Here is a 20,841-nt window from a genome sequence, read left to right on the forward strand (position 1 = left end):
GCCGCGACATCCCCGACCCGGTGCGCGCCTCGCCTCTACCCGGCTCGCGAGCGAGCAGTCGGCATCTCGAGCGGGCCACTCATTTCGATTCCATTCTTGAGCTCACTCACCTGTCGAAGGATTCGCTGCCGCGCCTCTCCTCGAAGGATCGTGACAAGAGGCGACGCCTGCCGCAGTTGCTGAGCATGGCTGGTACGCCCCAGAACCTTGCGCCAAGAGCCCGCATCTAAGATTTCCGACCATTCGCGCCACAGGCTAGCAGAGCGAGGGTCACCTGCTAACAGCCAGCGCTGCACGGTGTCTTGCGCCCGCGCGACCAAGGCGGGATCGGCCTTCGCTAGTCGGACGGCCTCCTCGTGAAGAGCCAAACTTTGCAGGTCCTGAAGCCGGTGTTTCGCCTCGTCTATCGCAACGCGCACCTGCACGGCCGGTGCCGCCCGCCTGGATCGCGCCGCGGCAGAGTCTCGAGGCGCAGGTTCGAGCGAGTCGCCGGCCAGTAGCGCCAACTCGCCGCTGATGCCTAAGACGGACATAACGCGCAGATAGGTACCCAACGACGGACCGGGATCGCCCGCCTCCACTGCGCGCAAGGTGTTGCGAGCAATGCTGGAACGCGCCGCCATTTCTAGGGCACTGAGCCCCTTCGCCTTTCTGAGGCGCTGAAGGCGGTCGCCCAACTGCAACAGGAGCTGACGTTCCAGAGCAAGGTTGATTTCTGAAGTGCTCAACTGCTCAAATTTTTGCCTAACGGCCTCGGAGAATGATCAGAATTATGACCATTTCATGTGGTTGATACAACGTGTAGTGGTGCACTGAACCAACCCGCTCGGCAAGCTGATGAAGCAGCCATAGCTCGCATTCGGTTCGATCCGCCAAGGTGTAATTGATCGACTTCAAGGCCAGGTTCGCTCGACCAGGCGACGAGGCGGGACACCACACCACATGGCTCAATCCTCGCCTCGTCGGCGCAATCTAAGCACCGCACCTCGAAGCGCAAGGCAGCTGGGCTGCACAAGTTTCCAGGGGCACAAGGGGTGTCGACGAGGGCCAGCCTTGCGACGGAGGACCGTCCTCCGAACTCGCCCTGGCATCACAAACCCTCGACTGTCGATGCACGTCACGACAGAATTTCCACCGCTCCATCGAAGCATGAATAGCAAGGCCGGGCAGCACCGGACCACACCCTGACGGCTCAGGACCGAGCGTGTTTGACCGCCTCGTCTTGCCCCACAGGCCACCCGTGTCCAAGTTGGAGACCGCTCCAATCCGAGCCGACCACCCGCGTCGCTTCGGCCCGCACGGCACCCGTGTCTACGATGGTCACGACGCCAAACGGGCCTCTCCGAACACCCCAAAATCAGCCCGCAAGGCACTCCCACTCCCATGATGGGACACGGCTTCAAGTTGACCAGCCCGCAGGCCTCCGCGACGGATTGCCGCAAGGCAAGATGTGCCCCTCAAAAGGTTGATCCGAACCTCGATGCCTCGACACCGGAGCGTAGGCAACGCGAAGACGCTGCGAGGTAATACGGCCTTTACTTCTCGTCAATCGGAGCCCTCGAAGCGCCAAATCGTAGAGTTGGCAGCCCCGATCGCCGCGAGGCAAGATGTGCCCTCCGCAAGTCGATCCGAACCTCGGCACCCCGACATCGGAGCGCGTGCAACGCGAAGTTGCTGCGAGGCAAGATGCGCTGTGCTTCTTGTCAGTCGAAGCCTCCGACGCGCCATTTCGGAGCGCTAGTAAGCGGGTTACAGCGAGGCAAGAGGCTCCCTCAAGGTCAATCCGAACGATTCCTGCACCGCACGGGATGCCTGCCGGTGCTTGATTCCAGAAGAACAAGCGCACCGGCAGAACTCAGGACGAGCACGCAATGGCCAGGCGGCTAAGGTGCGTCGGCAAGACTCAGGGGGCGACCACTGATCACGGCAAGGCGCTGCGCGGAGGAGATGAACATCGCGGTGAAAGTACGGGGATCACGAAACACGCGAGCGCTCCGCTGGTCCAGCAGGCTACTCACATTGGATGGAGTTTTTGGAGCGGACAGGCGTAGGGTACCCGACCTGTCTGACGTTAGAGAGAGTCATGCAGCCCCACCTTGCTGTCCGACACGGCATTTCGAAACTGCCTAAAGTCGGAGCGCGCGGAGAGGCTATCCCCGTCTCGGCCCTTTGCCGGGCCTTCGGTCCGGTCTGGGCGTAAGGCGGATCCTCGAAATAAGACGCCTCTCACACCCCACCCGCGCGGTGAACCAGCGGGGCGCATGGGGCATCCGCGTCCATTCATCGAGGAGTCGACGGAAGGAGGCGTTCCGGAGTCTGCACCTGCACCGTCGGCCTTCTGCCCACCGCGCCTGCTGTGGACAACGCCCTACTCTCTGGTTGATCGCCTTCGCCGAGCATGCCAAGGCTGTCAGAAAGCATCAGGCGCGAAGCCGAACGAAATCCGTTCAACGATGTGATGGAAAAGCCGCTCCCGATGAACGATTCCATCTGTCTCCGACGGACGCAAGAGCAGATCACGCGGCTGCGACGGCGATCCAGACGATCTGCCGGGAGGTGCTTCATTCGGCATCTGCCGAAGCCTGATCGGTCGACAGATGCACAGACGCGCCCTCGTCAAGTCTGGCTCCGCCCTCGGCGACGCTCTCGCACTGCTTCTCATAGCAACCGGTCATCATCGCGGCACAGATACGAGTGGTGCGAAAAATCCGCGAACGATTCATGGCGCCGCGCCATCGGGGAAACAGGTGCTGTCAAGGTTGGCAGAACGCAGGTTCTATCCTATGCGCCGTGTATCGTCGGCAGATGATCCAAAGCATCTCCACGCACAGCTTGTCCAGCCTCTTCTATGCGCCTGCCCTGACCCCTACCCCACTTCTGGAATCGCTGGCACTTCCGGAACGGCTGACAAAGCTCGCGCGAATCATGTTCGTCGAGAGCATCGGAGGCCCTCGTTGGAAATCGACACCAGGATCCGGAGCGCAGGGCAACCGGGCATGGTATTTTGATGCTGGCAGGAGTAGCGTCGTCGTGACCAAGCTAGCTAAGAACATCGGGGACTTAGGCGCCGACGAGCACATTGCATTGGTCGACGCGCTGATTGATGAAGTGCATGATCGAGAAGTCAGGGCGGCAATCCTTCGAGATGTCGTAAGCATCGTCGAAACAGCAGGCGCTTCACCGTCTGAATTCGCGGAGCTAACGGCATACGCCCGGGCTGCAGGGATGTAGCGCATCGCTGCCGAAATCGACGGCACAATGATCTTCGCAATCGTTCGCACCATTGGCTCTTCGTCAGCCTCATAGGTGGTGCGCTGTGATGGTCAGTCAAAATCCAAGCACGCACCTTGCCGACAATGACTACGAAGCGCCCGACGAGATCAATTTTCGGATGGTGGACACGTGGTACCGGTGAGTGCCGCGAGCACCACCTCCTGGCCCCTCCTGGAAAGCCGACCTTCGGCGCGATCGCCCGGTGCGGACGACCGCTATCGGCGGGTTTGGCGAGCAGGCAGACTCGGCCATGACCCGCCGTTCATACTTGCAAGAGGAAGGACTGCTGTACATCCACAAGCTGACGTCGCCCCAGAGCGAGCGCGACCACGAGATCTTGAAAAGGCGGTGCAGTCAGGGCGGGTGGACGTGGTTATCGAGCCCGAATGAGCCCCGACGATGGTTACTTCAAGGGCGCGCCCAACGTGCTGATTTTCTCATCGGTTGGAGTTCGCGAATGAATCACTCCTCAACTCTTGCCGCCATCGCGCATCTGCGAGCGCACCGCGCTCGCGCGGGCCCACGAAGTGCGTGGTGTCGTGCCGCGCCGCCGCCAGGTAGGCCAGGCCGATGCCGATCATGCCTAGGTCATGTATTGGAGAATGGGCACGAAGCCGGTCACGAAGCAGGTGATGAACAAGCCGAGGCCCCAATTCACGAATTTCCAGCCCAGGTCGACGGTCGAGAGGACCGAAGACCGGCTGCGCAGGCTCATCGCGGCGATTGCGCTGGTGGCCGTCACTTCAGCTCCTCGAACTCGCCCGGACGCCAGGCCTTGTCGAACCAGGGCTCCAGCGGGCCGTAGAGGCGCAGCACGGCGAACCAGCCCTTGCCCGGCACGGTCTGCGTCCAGTTCGCTTCCTTGCCGGCCGGCGCCTTCGGGCCGCAATACAGGTCCACCGAGCCGTCGGCATTGACCAGCAACTGGTCGCGCTTGTTGTTCTTGCTGGGGAAGGGCTGCTTCGTCTGAAGTTCCGAGCGCGTCTGCGTGTCGTAGACCACCACCGACCAGAAGTCCTTGGCCGGGACGTTGGCGGGGACGTGCAGGCGGTAGCTCCTGGCGCCGTCGAAGGGCTTGCCGGTGCTGTCCATCGCATTCATCGCGTATTGCGAGCCACGGCCCACCAGCTTGGCGCTCATGGCCGGCGTGTTGACGACGGCGATGTAGAAGAAGTTGGTGCGGGCATCCAGGTTGCGGCCGGATACGCCATCCACGTCGAGCCAGCGGTAGTCGCTGCCGACGAAGCCGTCCGTCCAGTGGCTGCCCTGGAACTTGGCGGCGCGCGCGTCGCGGTTGCGAAAGAAGATCGAGCGCGCGGTGGCATTGCCGACGGCAGCCGACTCGGCGAGGATCTTCTTCATGCGCTCGTCGGGCGCAAAGGGCTTGCCCTTGCGGATGCCGATGGACGCCGCCAGTCCCCGCGCCTCCGGGTCCAGCAGGTCCAGCGGCTCCTTCTGGACCATGTTGTCCACCTCGCGGTAAAAGTCGACGTCGTTCGCGTGCACCGTGTTGTAGGGAACCTTCGAGGCGTTGATGAACTGCATCGAGGGCGGGTTGGCCGCCTTGTCCAGCGCATAGACCTTGACGCCCTCCCGGAACTGCCTGGACGCGGCGTCGGGCTTGCCGTCCTTCAGGAAGCCGCGCAGCACCAGCAGGTTCACGTACGAAGGCGAGCGCGCGATGAAGTACTCGCCACCCTCCTCCTTGGACTTGGGCAGCGGGCCCTTGTAGTCCGTCGGCACGATCAGGTACTTGCCGCCCTGCCCCCGGTCCGGGCCCGGGGCGCCCATGTCGACGACGAAGCGGAACAGCGCGTCGTTCACCGTACCGGGTCCGCTGCCGGGCGGCACCTCGACCACGGTCGGGCCGTCGGCCTGCAGGTCCAGCATGGCCAGGCAATAGACGGTGTCGGTGTTGCCGGTGAGCAGCAGCGGATTGGAGTCGAGCAGCTGGTCGAAGATGACGGCCTGGTGGCTCTTGACGGCGCCCAGGCTGGCCTGGCCTTCGCGGATCGCGTCCATCGACGCCGCCGGGATGAAGTTGAGGAACACCTCCACGCCGCGCAGGAAGTCCAGGTTGCCGTAGGCCTTCTCGGCGGTCTCGGCGGTGGGCACGCCGTCGACGAACTTGAGCGTCCCCAGGCGCGTTTGCACCATGTCGGGCGTCATGATCTTGGCGGGGATCGGGGTGTTGAAGCCCGGCGTGGGCGGCGCGTCGGCGAAGGTGAGCGGGCTGGCGATGGCCAGCGCGGCGGCGAGTGCCGTGGCGGCGAAGTGCTTGCAGGGTATGGTGTTCATGGCCTGTCTCATCTGTCAGCCCATCAGTCGCACGAGGCTCGGGTAGTGGTTGGGCAGCAGGCGCGACAGCCAGTGCAGGGTCGAGGAAAACTTGCCAGTGAGGATGCGGCGTTTGCCGCGCTCGATGCCGTTGAGCACGTCCGCGGCCACCTTTTCCGGCGGCGTGACCATCAGCTTCTTCGCGATCGCGGTGAAGCCGACTTCCGCCTCGCCGGCGTTGACCGAGCGGCGTCCGGTTTTCTCGATGCTGGTCCGGATGCCGCCCGGGTGCACGCAGACTGCGCGCACGCCACTGCCTTCCAGTTCCTGCCACAGGCACTCCGTAAGGCCGCGCACGCCGAACTTCGAGATGTTGTAGGCGCCTTGCGACGGATAGCTCACGAAGCCGAAGACGCTGGAGATGTTGACGATCCAGCCCTGCTTCTGCGCCAGCATGGCGGGCAGGAAGGCCTTGGTGCCGTAGATCACGCCCCACAGGTTGATGCCCAGCTGCCACTCGATCTCTTCGATGGTCAGGTGCTCGATGGTGCCGATGACGGTGGCGCCGGCGTTGTTGAACACCAGGTGCGCCGCGCCGAAGTCGCGCGTCACGTCCCTGGCATGCGCGTCGAAGCTTTCCCGGCTCGAGGCGTCGAGGCGGTACACCCGGACCTCGGCCGGGCCGCACATCGAGCGGGTCTGCGCGAGCCCGTCCATGTCGATGTCCGACAGCGCCAGGCGCGCGCCGCGCCTGGACAGTTCGAGCGCGAGCGCGCGGCCGATGCCGGAAGCGGCACCCGTGATGACGGCAACCTTGCCGGTAAAGAATCCCATGTCTGTCTCCTGGAGTTGAGTGATGCAGTCGCGGTGCGGTGGCGCCGGGCGCAGGCATGCCCCGGCGGCACCCCGTGCCGCTCGTTTCTCTGTGCTGTGATGTGTGCTTCGCAGTGACGCGCAGCCTTGTGGGCGGCGTTGTCTTCGCATGCGAAGAGGCTTGCGCGCGCTAGCGCCTCAGGGCTGATTCGGCATAAGTGGCCATGTGTCTTGTCTCCAGTTCTTGGTGTGCATTTCGTCGGCCTCGGCGCTGTTCGCACGCCTGCCGATGGAGATGAATTCTCGAAGGCAAGGCCTCTTCCGAATTTGTTGCTTGGCGACAGAGATTTGTGATTGAATGCCACGCACTCCAGGCAGAAATCACATGACGGCGTACCTGCGCGGATGGGTGCTGCGAGGCATTGCGGATCTGATCAACAAACTGGGCGGCGATGCGCATCTCTACGAGGTGCGCTTCAAGCTGCCGCTGCATCGCGCCGACGTGGGCGAGCTGAATATTCCCGCCGCGCCGCTGATCCGGCTGCTGGAGGCCTGCGCCGAGGACCTGGACTGCGCGGACTTCGGCATCCGGCTGGGCCTGGCGCAGGGCCGCGACCCGATCGGCCCGATCGCCGCCGGCATCCAGGCCGGCACCCTTGGTGAGGCCATCGAAGCTGCCGTGCCCTACATAAACATGCTGAATCCCGCACTGGCGCTGGAGCTTCAGCGCACGTCCAACGGGCCGCGCCTGGCCTACCTGACCCAGGTGCCGCGTCCGGGCATGGCGCGCCAGTTCGAGGAATGGTGCCTGGCCATCAACCTGCAGGTGATCCGCCACCTGGTGGGCAACAACGTGCGTTTTCGCGGCGTCTACTTCTCGCACGCACCGCTGCTGGCGGCCGACTTCTATGCGCGGGTGTTCGGCTGCCCGGTGCGCTTTTCCCAGGGCTCCTTCGGCGTCGACTACTTCGCCGGCGACATGGCGCGGGCGACCCGCGAACACAACACCGAGATGAAGGCGATCGCGGCCGACTACATCGGCAAGATCGCCGAGCCTTCACAGCTTGCCTTCGAGGAGCAGATGGACGCATGGATCCGCAAGCTGTTGCCGCAGGGCCGCTGCCAGCTCGAAGCCATCGCGCAGGAACACTGCGTCAGCGTGCGCACCTTGCAGCGCCGCCTGGAAGAAAAGGGGCTGGTGTTCGAGAAGCTGGTCGACGACGTGCGCCGCGAGCATGCTGCGCTGTACCTCGGTGACCGGGTGCTGCGCATGTCGCAAGTGGCCGCACTGCTGGGCTATGTCGAGCAGAGTTCGTTCTCGCATGCGTTCAAGCGCTGGTACGGCACCACGCCCAGCGCCTGGCGCAAGGCGCGCTGACGCAAGTGCTCAGACCGCCACGTGCCTGTGCAGGAACGCCAACTGCGTGCGCACGTTCTCGTCCAGGTAGTCCCCGTAGTAGGGCTGGAAGTGGTCCGACGCATGCAGCGTGAAGCGCGCGTCGTGCATGCGGCCCGCAGCCTTCTGCGCGACCTCGGCCGAGACGATGCTGTCGTTGGAGCCCGCGATCACCAGCGTCGGCACCCGCACCCGGCGTGCCTTGCGAATCGGGTTGTAGCGCGGGATCTTCAGCGCCACGCGTGCCAGCACCTTGTTCTCCCACGGCACGTCGAGGATGGCCTGGAGTTCCTGCATGCCGCCCCAGGCCTCGGGACCGGTCAGCACGGCAAAGTCGCCAGGGCGGCCGACCACGGGCAGGTAGTGCGGCTTGCCGATGAGGCTGCCGGCCAGGTCGCGCAGCCCTGCCAAGGTGAGCTTGAGGACTTTCATGAAAGGCATGTGCGCGACGGCGCCCAGCCCGCTCATCAGCGGATGCCCGGCGATCACCGCCGCGATGCGGTGCCCGCGCGCCGCCATGCACACCACATGCCCGCCAGACAGCGAGGTGCCCCACAGCACCATGCGCTCGCCGTCCACCTGCTGCAGGGTCTTCGCGTGCCGGATCGCCGCGTCCCAATCCTTCAGGTGGCGGAACGGATCGACCCAGTGGCGCGGCAGGCCTTCGCTGTCGCCGAAGTTGCGGTAGTCGAACAGGTAGACGGCGTAGCCGGCCTCGACGAAGCGCTGTGCATGCGGCATCAGCATGGCGCGCACGCCGGCAAAGCCGTGCGCCATGACGATGACCGGCGGGCGCTCGCCCCGGCTGGGCAGCAGCAGCGTGCCGGCGCAGCGCAGGCCCACGCTCTTGAAGGAGGATTCGATGCTCTTCATGATCGAAGCGCCCGCGCTCAGGCAGCCGCGGAGAGCGGGGCACTCCGCGGCGCAGTGCCGCGGCTGGCATGCGCGCTAACGAACTCCAGCGCCGCATCCTCCACCGGGTCCTTCAGCAGCATCACATGGTCCTTCTCCGGGCTGTGCAGGATGCGCCACGGCAGCCCCTTGCCCTGGCGCGGCAACGCCGCCGAGCCGCGTTGCGCATAGCCCGACTGCAGCGCCGCGACGATCGATTCGTCCTGCACCTGCCCCTGCGGCGCGCGCGCGGTCACGACGTCGATGCCCTTGGCATCCATGTGATTGAGCAGGCGGCAGATGTAGGCCGCAGCCATGTCGACCTTGAGCGTCCAGGAGGCATTGATGTAGCCGAAGATCCAGCCCATGTTCGGCACGTCCTGCAGCAGCGTGCCCTTGTAGGTCATCCGTTCGTTCACCGGGACGGTCTTTCCGTCCACCCGCAGTTCCATGCCGCCGAAGGACTGGATCTGCAGGCCGGTCGCCGTCACGATGATGTCCGCCTGCAGTTCCTTGCCGGACTTCAGGCGGATGCCGTTCTCGGTGAAGGTGTCGATATGGTCGGTGACGACCGAGGCCTTGCCGGCGCGGATCGCCTTGAACAGGTCGGCATCGGGCACCGCGCACAGGCGCTGGTCCCAGGGCTTGTACTGGGGCGAGAAGTGCGTCATGTCGAAGTTCTCGCCCACCTGCTTGCGCACGCCGGCCAGCAGCAGCCTGCGCACCTGCTCGGGCCAGCGCTTGGAGGCCTTGTAGATCACGCGTGCCAGCAGCAGGTTGCGCTTGCGCGCCATGCCGAAGACCCAGCGGTCCGGCAGCACGCGCTGCAGCACCTCGGAGATCTTGTCGTACGAGGGCAGCGAGAACACGTAGCTGGGCGAGCGCTGCAGCATCGTGATGTGGGCCGTCTTGTCGGCCATGCTGGGCACCAGCGTCACCGCGGTCGCGCCGCTGCCGATCACCACCACGCGTTTGCCGCGGTAGTCGAGTTGCTCCGGCCAGAACTGCGGATGGATGGTCTGGCCCTTGAAGCGCTCGATGCCGGGGAAGCTCGGCTGGTAGCCGGCGTCGTGGTTGTAGTAGCCGGTGCAGCTCACCAGGTAGCTGCAGGTGAAGGTGGCGTCTTCGCCGCTTTCCTCGTCGATGCAGCTCAGCGTCCAGCGCTTCTGCTCGCTGGACCACGAGGCCTGCGTCGTCTTGATGCCGAAGCGGATCTTCCTGTCGACGCCGAATTCGCGCGCCGTATCGGTCACGTACTGGCGGATCGACGGACCATCGGCCAGCACCTTGAGTTCATGCCACGGGCGCAGCTTGTAGCCGAAGGTGAACATGTCCGAGTCCGAGCGGATGCCCGGGTAGCGAAACAGGTCCCAGGTGCCGCCGATCGCCTTGCGCCGCTCCAGAATGCCGACGCGCTTGCCGGGGCATTCCTTCTGCAGATGGCAGGCCATGCCGATGCCGGACAGGCCGGCACCGATGATCAGGACGTCGTAGTGGTTTGTCTCCATGTCTTTCTTTCGCATGTGTCTGGATGGGTTGTCGGATGGCAGGAGTATTCAGGCTGGCCCTCTTCTCTTCTTGACATGGTGAGACGATTGCTTGACATTTTGAGACATGACTGCATTTGTTCGATCGAGCGGCCTGCAGGGATATGCGGGGCTCATGCGTCGCTTGGGTACAGACCCCGGACCCCTGCTGCGGCGCCACCACATCGCGGCAAGCTCGCTGGCCGACGAGGAAGCACTTCTATCGCTGCGTGCGTGCGTCCAATTGCTGGAGGCCAGCGCCGTCGCGACGGGTTGCCCTGATTTCGGTTTGCGTCTGGCGCTGGCTCAGGACATCAACGTGCTGGGCCCATTGGGGATCATTCTTCAGAACGCGCCTTCGGTCAGGGAGGCTTGGGACTTCGTTGCCCGCCACCTGTTCGTGCACAGCCCGGGGCTGGTGATGGAGATTCACGAAGAAAGCCCGACGATCAAGGGCGCTGCGGAGATGACTGCGGAGATCCGCCTTGCCAGGCTTCCTGCGCAGCGTCAGACCATCGACCTGTGCCTGGGCGACATGCATCACATCACGCGGTTGCTTGCGGGAGAACGCTACCGGCTGCTCGGCGTCGCAATCCCGCACGCACCGTTGGCGCCCATCGCGACATACAAGCGCTTTTTCAATGCGCCGGTGTTCACGGAGCAACCGCGGGCAGCGCTGTACATCAGCCGTGAAACGCTGCATACAGACCTGCGCGGCGCGAACCCCATCCTGCGACAGATCACCGAGAACTATCTCGAGATGAACTTCAGGGACCCCGGGGAAAGCGTATCGGCGCGTGTTCGACTCGCGCTGCGCCGGACCTTGGGGACCTCGCAGGGCAGCAAGACCGAGGTCGCGCTACTTCTGGGCCTACATCCACGCACCTTGCAGCGCCACCTGGCGATTGAATGCACGACCTTCGAGACGATTCGCGAAGACGCACGCAAGGAGGCCGCGTTGCACTATCTTCGCGAAACGAAGCTGCCCCTCGGCCAGCTCGCCGACCTCCTCGGATTTTCCGAGCACTCTGCGATGAGTCGTTCCTGCCGCCGCTGGTTTGGTGTGCCTCCATCAGCACTGCGCGAGAGCGGGCGAGCAAAGTAGCTGTCCGCCCGAACGCTGCGCGAACCTGGCGGGCTACTTTTTCTGCCCTCCGAAAGGGATGGCCAGTGTGATCCATGTGTTCCAACCCTTGGGCCGGTTCCTGGCTTCGAACTCGTAGTAGCCCTTGAGGTTGACGTACCACTTCTCCCCGCCGACCGGGAAGAAGTAGCCGATCTGAGGGCCTACGGCGTAGACCCGTGACTTGAAGTCGCCGAGAACCGCCCCTGCGCCGCTGTCGCCCGTCAACTGCTGATAGAAATAGCCGACCAGCCCGACGTGCAGTTGCTCGGAAAGAAACTGCGAGGCGGCCCAATCCAGGTGCGCGTCGACGCCGTTCCTGTAGTTCGTGTCAGGGTTTTCGAAGTTGTAGGTGAAGCCGAGCGTTGCAGAAAACTCATGGCCGGCCTTGGGATCGAGGTAGGTGTAGCCGCCGCCTGCATCGAGCGCCCAGTGGTTGGTGCCCAGGTTGGCCAGGCGCTCCGCTTGATATGCGCCAACCGGCACGCCGGCCATCGTGTAAACCATGAAGTTGTGGACGCCGCGATTCCATTTCAGGTAGGCGGCCGGGTACAGGTCGCCGCCCGCAGTTAAAGAGTCGCTTTGACTTCCTGTCAGTGTGCGACCGAGCGGCCCCGTCAGGGTCGCTTCCGCGCCGACTTTCGTGTGCCCGAACACCCCCGCCACGCTGACGCTCGCCTGTCCGCCCAGCACGGGCTCGGTGAAAACGTAGGTGGGGACGGCGAACAAGAGGTCCGCCGACACGTCCAGTCCAGCCCGCAGCCGCCCCCCGCGCGCGAACACCCTGTCGGGACTCGCATCAGCGCTCGTGTGGTAATAGATGAGCGGCAGCGACCAGCCGGGATCGCCGGGGACCGCGGTGAAGCTGCCGAATTGGCCGGGCAGCCAGAAGCTCATGCCGCCTTCGTCGGCTGCGCAAATTGGCGATAGCGCGGCTAACAATACTGCAGCGCACACGGATTTCTTGAGACTGGCTACGTTCATTCTCGATGCTCGCTTTTTCGTTTTCCCGCATGGGCGGCGAACCACGCCGTACTTCACCACTTCAATCTCGCTGGGCCTGCACATCCTCCCGAACTTGTTCAATGGCAAATCATCGGCGCGCCTGAATAGACCCAGAACGCGCCGGCTGCGATGCCACAGAACCAGGCAATCGGGCGCCAGCCTCCCTGCCGGAACCACCTCACAAGAGAGTCTCTCATCGCCGTTGAGCAGCGGCCCTGCGGACGCCGGCGACTGCATAGAAGAGGCCGAACACATAGACGGCGACGCACACCCCCTGCCCGCCGATCCACAGACTCTTTCCAGGTTCAGTAGCGCCGAAGTAGAAATTTCCAAAGATTGCGACACCGGCCGCATAGCCCACCGCGGCGTACACGAAGTGGGCAATGAGACCGAACGCGCAGAGCGCGGGCGCCATGCGCTCGTGGGCGGAAATAGTCGGCGAAGCGCCTTCCCTGCCTGCGGCCACATAGCACAAGCCGACTGCAATCATGCCGAGGCTCCCTGCTTTGACCGTCAACTCAGCAAGAACGGCCGGGCAGCCCCACCACAATGTCATGTTCTTCAAAAAGAGGGGTTCCACGTTGCCGGCCTGCCCGCCGACGATGTAATGCAGGATCGGGACGAAGCCGATCAGGAACCCGAGAATGAAGAGGCTGAGACCCCAGCGAATGAATTTCCAGCCGAGGTCTGCGACAGTGACGGTCCCTTCGTTGCCGCGCATGGTTATCGTTGCGTTGCTCATGATTGACTCCTTCCGATGTGTTGGGTTGGCCGCCTGCGGCAGCGGCCATCGTGGTCGGCGTCGGCTCACTTCACCAACTCGATCTCACCCGGTCTCCAGCTCTTGTCAAAGAACGGGGGAAGCGGGCTGTACAGGCGCAGGATGGTCCACCAGCCCTTCTTCGGATCGGTCTGAATCCAGTTTCCCCGCTCGACGCCGGCAGGCTGAACCGGCGCAAAGAAAACCGTCGTCGATCCATCGGCGTTCGCCTTGGCAGCAGGTGACGGATAGGTCTGGCTGCCCGCGCGTGGATAGCGTTGCGGGGTGTCGAGCATCGAGCGTGACTGGTTGTCGTAAACGGTGAACGACCAGAACCGGGCGGCCGGAATATTCGGCGGGAGGGTGACTTTGTAGGTCTTGTTGCCATCGAACGGGTTGCCCTGGGTGTCCCGGAAGTTCTCAAGATACTGCGAGCCGACGTTGGGCAGGCGCATGGCCATAGCCGGCGTGATGCCCGTAACCGAGTAGAAGAACCAGGTCCGCGCATTCAGCTTGCGCGCGCCATCGTTGGGATACGGTTTCAGCCCATCCTTCGTAATTTCCGCTGGCGGGGTCATGAACTCATGGCCGCCGACCCATAGTCCATTGATCCACTGGGAGTCGGAGCCGTAGTAGCCAAAGCCCTCCGATGGACGCCCACCGATCGACATCACCCGACTTGCGGCATTCGCCACGGCAAGTCCCTCGGTGAGGATTCGTTTCATGCGGGCATCGGGATTGAAGGGTTTGCCTTTCACGATGCCGATCGCTGCCAGATGGCCCGCGATCTCGGGGTCCATCACGCCGGCGGGCTGCATCTGCACGGCCTCGTTCAGCATCTCGAAGAAGCTGAAATCCGTGGGCGGGATGGTGTTCATCACCTTCCCGGTGCCTTCCACAAATCGGGGGCTGGCCGGCTTGCTCAAGTTCCCGATGGTTGCCTTCCCGGCCAGATAGCTGGCGATGCTCGTCCCCTCGCCGCCGGGCACATAGGGATAGACCTTGAGCGTTTTCTTGACGATCGCATCGACTGGCTTGGGATCGTTGTTCTGCAGGAATGCCCGACCCACCAACGCGACATGGGTCGTGTTGGACTTGCGCACGTAGTAGCCGCCTTCGGGCACTTCGCCTGTGTAGCCGGGGGGCAGCAGCACGTAACGTCCGCCCTGTCCGCGGTCGGGTCCGGGGAATCCGAAATCACCGATCCAGTTCCAGAACATGTCGTCGAAGATGCCCAGACTGTCCGGCGGAGTCTCGACCACCAGTGGCCCCTTGGTCAGGTCCAGATAGGCCCAGAAATAGTAGGTGTCGGCGTTGGCCGTGAGAAAAAGGGATTTGGAATCCATGAGGCCGGGCGTCACCAGCACCTCGTTATCGTTGACCCCGGCCGCCCTGAACCCCTTGAGCAGCGCCAGTTGGTTCACGGCTGCATAGCCGCCGATGACAGCCTCGACCGCATGGACGTAGTCCACCTCGTCGAAAAGCTTCTGCGCGGTGGCGTTGTCGGGGAAGCCGTCCTTGAAGTTGAGGGTGCCAAGCCGGCTCGATTCCACCCGATCCGGCGTCTTGATGACTTGGGGCATGTCTCCTTGTGCGTTGGCAGACATGGCGGTGACGACGAGTGTCAGCGCGGCGATGGTGGCATTGAGGTTGCTGGGCTGTCTGGTTTTCATGAGGGGTTCCTCGAAATGTTGTACGGCCGAACCTTTGCCTACTTCACCAACTCGATCTCGCTCGGTCTCCAGGTTTTGTCGAAAAACGATTCGAGCGGGCTGTACAGGCGCAGGATCACGAAGTAACCCTTGCCAGGCGCCGTCTGGATCCAGGTGCCCTCCTTGGCAGCGGCTGGCTTGGTCGGGGCGAAATAGACCGTGGTGGTGCCGTCTGCGTTCGCGACGGCAGCCGGTGAGGGAAAAGTCTGGCTGCCCGCGCGTGGGGAGCGCTGCGGCGTTTGCAGCATCGAGCGGGTCTGGTTGTCGTACAGCGTCAGCGACCAGAACCTGGCTGCGGGGATGTCCTTCGGCAGCGTCACCTTGTAGGTCTTGGCACCGTCGAAAGGGGTCTTGTCCGGATCCGTGAAGGCCATCAGATACTGCGAGCCGACGTTGGTCAACCGCATAATCATCCCGGGCGAGTCCATCGTGTACCCGTAGTAGAAGGCCGCGCGCGAATCGAGGGTCCGCGCGCCGGTTGGCGGGAAGGGCTTGATGCCTTCCTTGGTGACCATCGGTGGGGGCGTCTGAAAGTCATAGCCGCCCTGCCACAGCATGCTGGCCCACGTGGATTTTGGGTAATAAGCCCAACCGGGGTAATCGGCGGCCCCCCAATTCAGCACGCGGCCGGCCGCGTTGCCCACGGCGGCTGCGTCCGTCAGGATCTTCTTCATCCGGGCGTCCGGATTGAAGGGCTTGCCCTTCACGATGCCAATGGCCGCCAGTTGGCCCGAGAGCTCGACATTGAAAGAGGTCGCGGGCTCCAGTTGCACCAGCTCGTTGAGCATCTCGAAGTACGAGAAGTCGTTCGGCGGGATGGTGTTGAAAGCCTTGCCGCTCGCCTCGATGAACTTGGTCGGCGGGATGGCTGCGGCAGGCCCCGGCCTGACCTTGCCTTCAAGGATAGTGGACAAGCCGGTGCCATAGCCTCCCGGTCGGTACGGATAGAACTTCAGCGACTGCTTGATCGAGGCCACGGTGGGCTTGGGATCACTGTTCTGCATGAAGGAGCGAACGGCGTACAGGACATGCAAGGTCTTCGAGTGGCCCACGTGGAAGCCGCTGTCGGGAAGCGGGCCGTCATAACCCGGGGGCACGATGAGGTACTTTCCTCCTTCGCCCCGGTCAGGGCCTGGAAAACCGATGTCGATGACCCAGCCGAACCACAGGTCGTTGATCGTGCCGAGCTGCGCCGGCGGCACCTCAACTACCAACGGACCCTTGGACAGATCGAGGGCCGCCAGCGAATAGATGGTGTCTGCGTTGGGGGTGAGAAAGAGCGAGTTCGAGTCCATCAACTCGGAAAACATGACGACCGTGTTGTCTTCGGCCCCGATGCTCTGGAAGCCCTTGCGCATCGCGTACGCCGACACGCCCGAGATGCTGTTCATGAAGGCATCCACGCCGCGGATGTAGTCCAGGCTGTCGCGCACCTTCTGAGCCGTCGCCGCGCTGGGCGCGCCGTCCCTGAACTCCAGCGTTCCAATGCTGGTCTCGACCTTGTCCGGCGTCGTGATGGCGGGCGGAATCGTTTGCGCGGTAGAGATCGCAGTGGCGCCGCTGAGCGACAGCGCGAATGCAGCGCTGATGAGTTGTCTGGTTTTCATGCGAGGCTCCTCTGTATGGTTGTGTCGGGCTCGTTCATTTCATGGGCTCGATGTCGGGCAACTTCCATGTCCCGTCGAACAGGCCCGCCTTGGGCGTGTAGAAACGCATCATTGGGTAGAAGCCTTTGCCGGGCAGGGTCTCGATCCAGTTGGCTTCCATGCCTGCGGGGGCGCTTGCCACGGGCCCGAAGTACAGGTCGATCGAACCGTCCGCGTTGGTCTTGAGCTTGTCGAGCGACGAGCGCGCAGAGTCGTTGGACGGGTTCTGGATCATCGAGCGGGTCGCGGTGTCATAGAGCGTCAGTGACCAGAACTGCTCCGCCGGTGCGTTCGCAGGCACGCGCAAGCGATATGACTTCCCGCCGACGAGGCGGTCGCCGTTCTTGTCCTTGAACGCCTGGGCGTAGTTCCCCCCAGGACCCGCCTTCATGATGCCCAGCGCGGGGGTCGTGTAGATCGCGCCGTAGGTGTAGTGCAGCCGTTCATCGATCTGGCCATACGAGTCGGTTTGCTGGACAGGATTAACCTGGAACACCCAGTGCCAGTTCGTGCCGGGAAACGGATCGATTCCCAGACCTTCCCCGACCTGCCGGAATCGGTCGGGGCCGTCGAACAGCATCACACGGCCCATGGCATCGCCCATCCGCGCAGCCTCTTCGAGGATCGCGCGCTGACGGGCATTTGGCTTGAACTCCTTGCCCTTCTCGATGCCCAGTGGCTTGACCATGGCCATGTAGAAAAGGTCACGCGCCTGGACGGGGTTGTTGTTGATGAACGCCGACAGACGCTCCCAGTACGCCATCCCCGTCGGCGGGGTCGTATCCATGACCTTCCCCGACATGGATGTGAATTTGTTCGGCTTGGGATCGCGGCGTTCGCTCAGCGGATAGACCTTGACCCGCTTGACGGTCTGCACCGCGCCGTTCCTGTCGCCCTCTTGGACGATGCCGCGGATCATGACGTTGTAGTTGTTCATGGTTCCCTGGAGGACGTAGAAACCCGTCTTCGGAACGTTGCCCTTGTAGCCGGGTGGAAGGAGCAGGTACTTGCCGCCCTTCCCGCCGTCGGGCCCAGGCAGGCCAACGTCGGAGATGGATCGCTGCCAGAAGTCGTCGATGATTCCGACGAGAGCGCCGGCTGGAAGCTCGACGACGATCGGTCCCGACTTGCCAAGGTCGACGTTGGTATAGCCGTAGATGGTGGTGTCGTTTGCGGTGAGCCAGCGGCCTTTGGGATCGGCGTAGTTGTCGGCGATGACCATGTCGGTGAGATCAGCGCCGAGGTCGCGCAGGGTGCCAACGCGAATCGACTCGAACGAAACCGCCGGGTAGCCCCACAAGTAGGCTTGCACAGCGCGCTGGTAGTCCATCTCGTCGAACAGCTTGCGCGCTGTTTCCTCGGTTGGAAATCCGTTCTCGAAGCTCAGCTTGCCGATGCGGGTGTCTGCCGTCTGCGGCTGCACTTGCGCGGTCTGCGCGCAACCCGTCATCATTGTGACGCTGAGCACCAGCACGGCCGCGGCAGTGCTGTGTGTGGCCGGGGACCGAAGCTTAGGGTTGCATTTCATGGCGTATTCCTTTGCAGTTCTCGACATGCGCGAAGACGCTTTCTGTTCATTGCATGAAGCCCGACGAGAGGTAAATCTGACCAGCAAGCACAGCATCGACCGCCGGCATCAAGTCGGTCGCCAGGCAACGTTTGAGGACAACCGCGTCTGCCCCCGCAACCAGCGCAGCTTCTGCAACCGTGCGCTCGTCGTGTACCGAGAGCAGCAACAACTTCGCGTCGGGGGCGAGCGAGCCGATTCGCTTGAGCAGGCCGCTCAGGTCGCCGCCAGACAGCGACATGTCTACCAGCACAACCGCTGGGCCCAGGCGTTCGGCGCCTTCTAGCAGCGCTGCTTCGTTGGCGACCATGAACACCGAGTCGAACTGCGTTTCCAAGAGTCCGCGCACGCTGTCACGCAGACCGTGGTGCCGGTCCGCCAGCAGTACACAACTGTGCTGGCGGTTCATGGCCGTTGGACGGCCTGGGTGGCCACCCTTGCAGTGCTGTTCATCGCGCTTCTCCGGTCGTCGTGAGTCTCTACCTGTCCTGGATGCCACCAAGATAGGTTGAAGCACGGCGAAGCGCACCCCGAAAAATTACGGGTTCTGCGACCGGAAACTACGGGATCAAGCCGAGCTTCATGGCGAAGAGGATCAGCTCGGCGCTGTTTTCAAGCCCCAGCGTCTCCATCAAGCGGTATTTGTGATCTTCGACGGTGCGCGCGGAGAGGCTCAGCGCAGCGGCGATGTGCTTGGCTGAATGCCCCTGCGCGAGCAACTGCAGGATCTCGCGCTGCCGCAGCGTGAGCGCCGCGGCCGGATCGGCTTCCTTTTTTCCTGCCGAACGGAAGACCTCGGCGGCCAGATCCGGGGCGATGAAGGTGCGGCCCTGCAGTGCGGCACGCACCGCGAGCACCAGCTCCGCCGGTGCCGAGTGCTTGAGCACGAAACCCAACGCGCCGGCTTGCAGTGCTCGGCGAGCATAGGCGGGGTTTCGGTGCATTGTCAGGAACACGACCCGGACCTGTGGGTTGTCTTGCTTGAGTTGTACCAGGGCGTCGATGCCGTTGAGATGCGGCATCGAGATGTCGGCCACGATGACATCTGGGTTCAAGTCGCGCGCAGCGGTGACCAACGCGCGACCGTCCTCGACGATGCCCGCAAGTTCGAATTCTTCGGCCAACAGGCTTTTCAGCCCCTCGGCGACCATGCGATGGTCATCGGCCAGAAGTACGCGGGGCTTGGTCATCGAACAATCCTCATGCCGGCACCCACGCCACCACGGTGGTGCCTCGTCCGGGCGTGCTCTGGATGTCGAACTTTCCCTGCAGGAGGCGAACGCGCTCGCGCATGCTGGCAAGGCCCAGGCTCGCATGGTCGCGCGAGCGTCCAGGGTCGAATCCGCGGCCGTTGTCGGTCACCTCGACCTGCAATCCCTCGTCGCGCGGCGAGAGCAGCACAGACACGGCGCTCGCTTGTCCGTGGCGCGCCGCGTTGTTCAACGCCTCCTGCACCACGCGATACAGGCACAGCGAGGCTTCAGCGGCCAGTGCCGCCGGCACGACGCCCGCTTCTACATCCACACGCAGTTCGCCACTGTGGGCAACTCGGTCGCACTCCGCCTTCAGCGCTTCCACCAACCCCAGGTCATCGAGCACGGAGGGGTGCAGGCGGTATGACAGCGCGTGCACGTCCTCGCTAAGGCGCACCAGGTCCTCGCGCAGCGCGCGCAAGCCTTCGGGTGCGTCGGCAGCACTTTCCATGCGACCGGCATCAATCGCGAGCCGCGCGAGGCGCTGCGTGAGGTCGTCGTGCAGTTCGCGCGCGAGGCGCCGGCGCTCGTCTTCGTGCGCGGTGAGCAGTCGGCCCGCGAGTTGCTGGATTTCTCGATGACTCGCCTCGACCGCAGTCCGGCTCTCCCGGGTCTGGTCTTCGGCAAGCCTGCGTTCGGTGATGTCGACATCGCAGCCGACGAAGCCCGTGAAACTGCCGTCGGCTCCATATTTCGGAACGCCTGTGGCGAGCAGCCATCGATAGGCGCCATCAGCCCGGCGCACTCGATATTCAAAGAGGAATGGCGTGCGCGCCTCGATCGCCGGGACGTAGATGCCGAGACAGTGGTCCCGGTCTTCCGGATGGACTGCGTCCAACCACCCCTCGCCCAGCAACTTTTCGATCGGCAGCCCAGTGAATTCGACGCAGTTGTAGTTGAGGTAGTCAAGCGTCGTGTCCGCACGTGCCGTCCAGAGCATGACAGGCGCACGATCGATCATGCGGCGAAAGCGCTCGTGGGCCTCGCGGTGAGCTTGCTCCGCGCTTGCACGTCGCTTCCCGCGAATCCACAGCGCGATCAGGGTTGACGTCTGGATGGCGACGATGATCAAAGGCGCGGCAACGGCGTGTCTCATACGCGAACGAGCTTTCCACTGCCCAGGTTTGACGGTTAAGTGCGTAGGGAGCGTGTTGAGTATCCGGGGGCAAGGACAAACACACCGATCCAGCGAACGTGATCATCGCGCAGATTGTGGTGCTTGGTTGAAGTGCCTTTTGATTCTGTCTTGCCGCCTCAAAGGCAGTCACGAAGGAGATGCGCGTCAAATGTGCTGCTCGAAAATCGGGATCGAACGACTGCTCTAGTCAGCACACTCGACACCTGATGCCGCTTGCTGTATGACGGGGTTGGGCTCTGAACGCCATTTCGCGACGTTTGGAAGCAGCCATTCAAAGGGGTCGTTGCCCTGGTCGTTGGCAGCAGTGGACAGCGAAGGTCAAGGGTCCAAGTAGACCGGCCGGTCGCGTACAAAAGCGCGAACGTCAGGTATCCACGGCCTCCGACGCTCGCCGGTGGAAATCGACTGGCTGCAACCAGTCTGAACGGGAAGTCTGCTTCCCGGCACCGGACCGACTGCCA

At 63.4% G+C, this 20,841-nt stretch carries 18 protein-coding genes; 3 read left to right on the forward strand and 15 right to left on the reverse strand.

The features are described from left to right. Nucleotides 1-35 precede the first annotated feature (35 nt). On the reverse strand, nt 36-728 hold the full coding sequence (locus tag QTI68_RS17625; RefSeq protein WP_286523108.1) for a helix-turn-helix domain-containing protein: 693 nt from the start codon (nt 726-728) through the stop codon (nt 36-38). A 2,077-nt stretch (nt 729-2,805) separates the two neighbouring features. Here QTI68_RS17625 and QTI68_RS17630 point away from each other — a divergent pair. Beyond that, complete coding sequence (locus QTI68_RS17630) at nt 2,806-3,231, forward strand: hypothetical protein (RefSeq protein ID WP_286523109.1); 426 nt, start codon at nt 2,806-2,808, stop codon at nt 3,229-3,231. A 479-nt stretch (nt 3,232-3,710) separates the two neighbouring features. Here QTI68_RS17630 and QTI68_RS17635 read toward each other — a convergent pair whose 3' ends face one another. The 4 genes from QTI68_RS17635 to QTI68_RS17650 are packed head-to-tail and all read right to left on the reverse strand — an operon-like array spanning nt 3,711 to nt 6,384. After that, nucleotides 3,711-3,854 carry a hypothetical protein gene (locus QTI68_RS17635; protein ID WP_286523110.1) on the reverse strand — a complete coding sequence of 48 codons (144 nt, stop codon included), beginning with the start codon at nt 3,852-3,854 and terminating at the stop codon, nt 3,711-3,713. A gap of 2 nt (nt 3,855-3,856) precedes the next feature. Continuing rightward, a complete protein-coding gene (locus tag QTI68_RS17640; RefSeq protein WP_286523111.1) occupies nt 3,857-4,015 on the reverse strand; it encodes a hypothetical protein in 159 nt (52 codons plus the stop codon). Further along, nucleotides 4,012-5,571 carry a DUF1254 domain-containing protein gene (locus QTI68_RS17645; RefSeq protein WP_286523113.1) on the reverse strand — a complete coding sequence of 520 codons (1,560 nt, stop codon included), beginning with the start codon at nt 5,569-5,571 and terminating at the stop codon, nt 4,012-4,014. The genes QTI68_RS17640 and QTI68_RS17645 overlap by 4 nt, the downstream gene beginning before the upstream one ends. Nucleotides 5,572-5,586: 15 nt before the next feature. Continuing rightward, on the reverse strand, nt 5,587-6,384 hold the full coding sequence (locus tag QTI68_RS17650; protein ID WP_286523114.1) for an SDR family NAD(P)-dependent oxidoreductase: 798 nt from the start codon (nt 6,382-6,384) through the stop codon (nt 5,587-5,589). Between the two features lie 364 nt (nt 6,385-6,748). Between QTI68_RS17650 and QTI68_RS17655 the strand changes: the two genes are divergently transcribed. Next, nucleotides 6,749-7,741 (forward strand): AraC family transcriptional regulator, encoded by a 993-nt coding sequence (locus QTI68_RS17655; protein WP_286523115.1) that lies wholly within the window; start codon nt 6,749-6,751, stop codon nt 7,739-7,741. Between the two features lie 9 nt (nt 7,742-7,750). On the opposite strand, the gene QTI68_RS17660 is transcribed toward QTI68_RS17655, so the two are convergent. Further along, nucleotides 7,751-8,632 carry an alpha/beta hydrolase gene (locus tag QTI68_RS17660; protein WP_286523116.1) on the reverse strand — a complete coding sequence of 294 codons (882 nt, stop codon included), beginning with the start codon at nt 8,630-8,632 and terminating at the stop codon, nt 7,751-7,753. Between the two features lie 17 nt (nt 8,633-8,649). Then, nucleotides 8,650-10,158, reverse strand: a complete 1,509-nt coding sequence (locus QTI68_RS17665) for a flavin-containing monooxygenase (RefSeq protein ID WP_286523117.1) — start codon at nt 10,156-10,158, stop codon at nt 8,650-8,652. Nucleotides 10,159-10,264: 106 nt separating this feature from the next. Here QTI68_RS17665 and QTI68_RS17670 point away from each other — a divergent pair, with 106 nt between their 5' ends. Then, on the forward strand, nt 10,265-11,281 hold the full coding sequence (locus QTI68_RS17670; RefSeq protein ID WP_286523118.1) for an AraC family transcriptional regulator: 1,017 nt from the start codon (nt 10,265-10,267) through the stop codon (nt 11,279-11,281). A 33-nt stretch (nt 11,282-11,314) separates the two neighbouring features. Here QTI68_RS17670 and QTI68_RS17675 read toward each other — a convergent pair whose 3' ends face one another. From QTI68_RS17675 to QTI68_RS17710, 8 genes are all read right to left on the reverse strand, one after another. Then, the gene (locus QTI68_RS17675; protein ID WP_286523119.1) at nt 11,315-12,196 is read right to left on the reverse strand and encodes a SphA family protein; all 882 of its coding nucleotides are present in this window, start codon (nt 12,194-12,196) and stop codon (nt 11,315-11,317) included. Nucleotides 12,197-12,497: 301 nt separating this feature from the next. Then, nucleotides 12,498-13,046 carry a hypothetical protein gene (locus QTI68_RS17680; RefSeq protein WP_286523121.1) on the reverse strand — a complete coding sequence of 183 codons (549 nt, stop codon included), beginning with the start codon at nt 13,044-13,046 and terminating at the stop codon, nt 12,498-12,500. Nucleotides 13,047-13,111: 65 nt separating this feature from the next. Beyond that, the gene (locus tag QTI68_RS17685) at nt 13,112-14,737 is read right to left on the reverse strand and encodes a DUF1254 domain-containing protein (protein WP_286523123.1); all 1,626 of its coding nucleotides are present in this window, start codon (nt 14,735-14,737) and stop codon (nt 13,112-13,114) included. Nucleotides 14,738-14,775: 38 nt separating this feature from the next. After that, nucleotides 14,776-16,383: a DUF1254 domain-containing protein gene (locus QTI68_RS17690; protein WP_286523124.1), complete on the reverse strand. Its 1,608-nt coding sequence runs from the start codon at nt 16,381-16,383 to the stop codon at nt 14,776-14,778. A 34-nt stretch (nt 16,384-16,417) separates the two neighbouring features. Further along, nucleotides 16,418-17,950 (reverse strand): DUF1254 domain-containing protein, encoded by a 1,533-nt coding sequence (locus QTI68_RS17695; RefSeq protein WP_286523127.1) that lies wholly within the window; start codon nt 17,948-17,950, stop codon nt 16,418-16,420. Between the two features lie 46 nt (nt 17,951-17,996). Further along, nucleotides 17,997-18,398, reverse strand: a complete 402-nt coding sequence (locus QTI68_RS17700; RefSeq protein ID WP_286523129.1) for a response regulator — start codon at nt 18,396-18,398, stop codon at nt 17,997-17,999. 151 nt (nt 18,399-18,549) lie between these two features. Then, nucleotides 18,550-19,179 carry a response regulator gene (locus QTI68_RS17705; RefSeq protein ID WP_286523131.1) on the reverse strand — a complete coding sequence of 210 codons (630 nt, stop codon included), beginning with the start codon at nt 19,177-19,179 and terminating at the stop codon, nt 18,550-18,552. Between the two features lie 10 nt (nt 19,180-19,189). Beyond that, nucleotides 19,190-20,338 carry a PAS domain-containing sensor histidine kinase gene (locus tag QTI68_RS17710; protein WP_286523132.1) on the reverse strand — a complete coding sequence of 383 codons (1,149 nt, stop codon included), beginning with the start codon at nt 20,336-20,338 and terminating at the stop codon, nt 19,190-19,192. Between the last annotated feature and the right edge of the window lie 503 nt (nt 20,339-20,841).

The sequence above is a fragment of the Variovorax sp. J31P207 genome (genome assembly GCF_030316965.1).
GTDB classification, from domain to species: Bacteria; Pseudomonadota; Gammaproteobacteria; order Burkholderiales; family Burkholderiaceae_C; genus Variovorax; species Variovorax ginsengisoli_B.

Coding starts and splice junctions, on each gene's coding strand:
- QTI68_RS17665 (WP_286523117.1), bottom strand. CDS start 10,158: ATGGAGACAAACCACTACGACGTCCTGATCATCGGTGCCGGCCTGTCC.
- QTI68_RS17655 (WP_286523115.1), top strand. CDS start 6,749: ATGACGGCGTACCTGCGCGGATGGGTGCTGCGAGGCATTGCGGATCTG.
- QTI68_RS17690 (WP_286523124.1), bottom strand. CDS start 16,383: ATGAAAACCAGACAACTCATCAGCGCTGCATTCGCGCTGTCGCTCAGC.
- QTI68_RS17645 (WP_286523113.1), bottom strand. CDS start 5,571: ATGAACACCATACCCTGCAAGCACTTCGCCGCCACGGCACTCGCCGCC.
- QTI68_RS17675 (WP_286523119.1), bottom strand. CDS start 12,196: ATGAGCTTCTGGCTGCCCGGCCAATTCGGCAGCTTCACCGCGGTCCCC.
- QTI68_RS17705 (WP_286523131.1), bottom strand. CDS start 19,179: ATGACCAAGCCCCGCGTACTTCTGGCCGATGACCATCGCATGGTCGCC.
- QTI68_RS17685 (WP_286523123.1), bottom strand. CDS start 14,737: ATGAAAACCAGACAGCCCAGCAACCTCAATGCCACCATCGCCGCGCTG.
- QTI68_RS17710 (WP_286523132.1), bottom strand. CDS start 20,338: ATGAGACACGCCGTTGCCGCGCCTTTGATCATCGTCGCCATCCAGACG.
- QTI68_RS17670 (WP_286523118.1), top strand. CDS start 10,265: ATGACTGCATTTGTTCGATCGAGCGGCCTGCAGGGATATGCGGGGCTC.
- QTI68_RS17700 (WP_286523129.1), bottom strand. CDS start 18,398: ATGAACCGCCAGCACAGTTGTGTACTGCTGGCGGACCGGCACCACGGT.
- QTI68_RS17695 (WP_286523127.1), bottom strand. CDS start 17,950: ATGAAATGCAACCCTAAGCTTCGGTCCCCGGCCACACACAGCACTGCC.
- QTI68_RS17630 (WP_286523109.1), top strand. CDS start 2,806: ATGATCCAAAGCATCTCCACGCACAGCTTGTCCAGCCTCTTCTATGCG.
- QTI68_RS17650 (WP_286523114.1), bottom strand. CDS start 6,384: ATGGGATTCTTTACCGGCAAGGTTGCCGTCATCACGGGTGCCGCTTCC.
- QTI68_RS17680 (WP_286523121.1), bottom strand. CDS start 13,046: ATGAGCAACGCAACGATAACCATGCGCGGCAACGAAGGGACCGTCACT.
- QTI68_RS17635 (WP_286523110.1), bottom strand. CDS start 3,854: ATGATCGGCATCGGCCTGGCCTACCTGGCGGCGGCGCGGCACGACACC.
- QTI68_RS17660 (WP_286523116.1), bottom strand. CDS start 8,632: ATGAAGAGCATCGAATCCTCCTTCAAGAGCGTGGGCCTGCGCTGCGCC.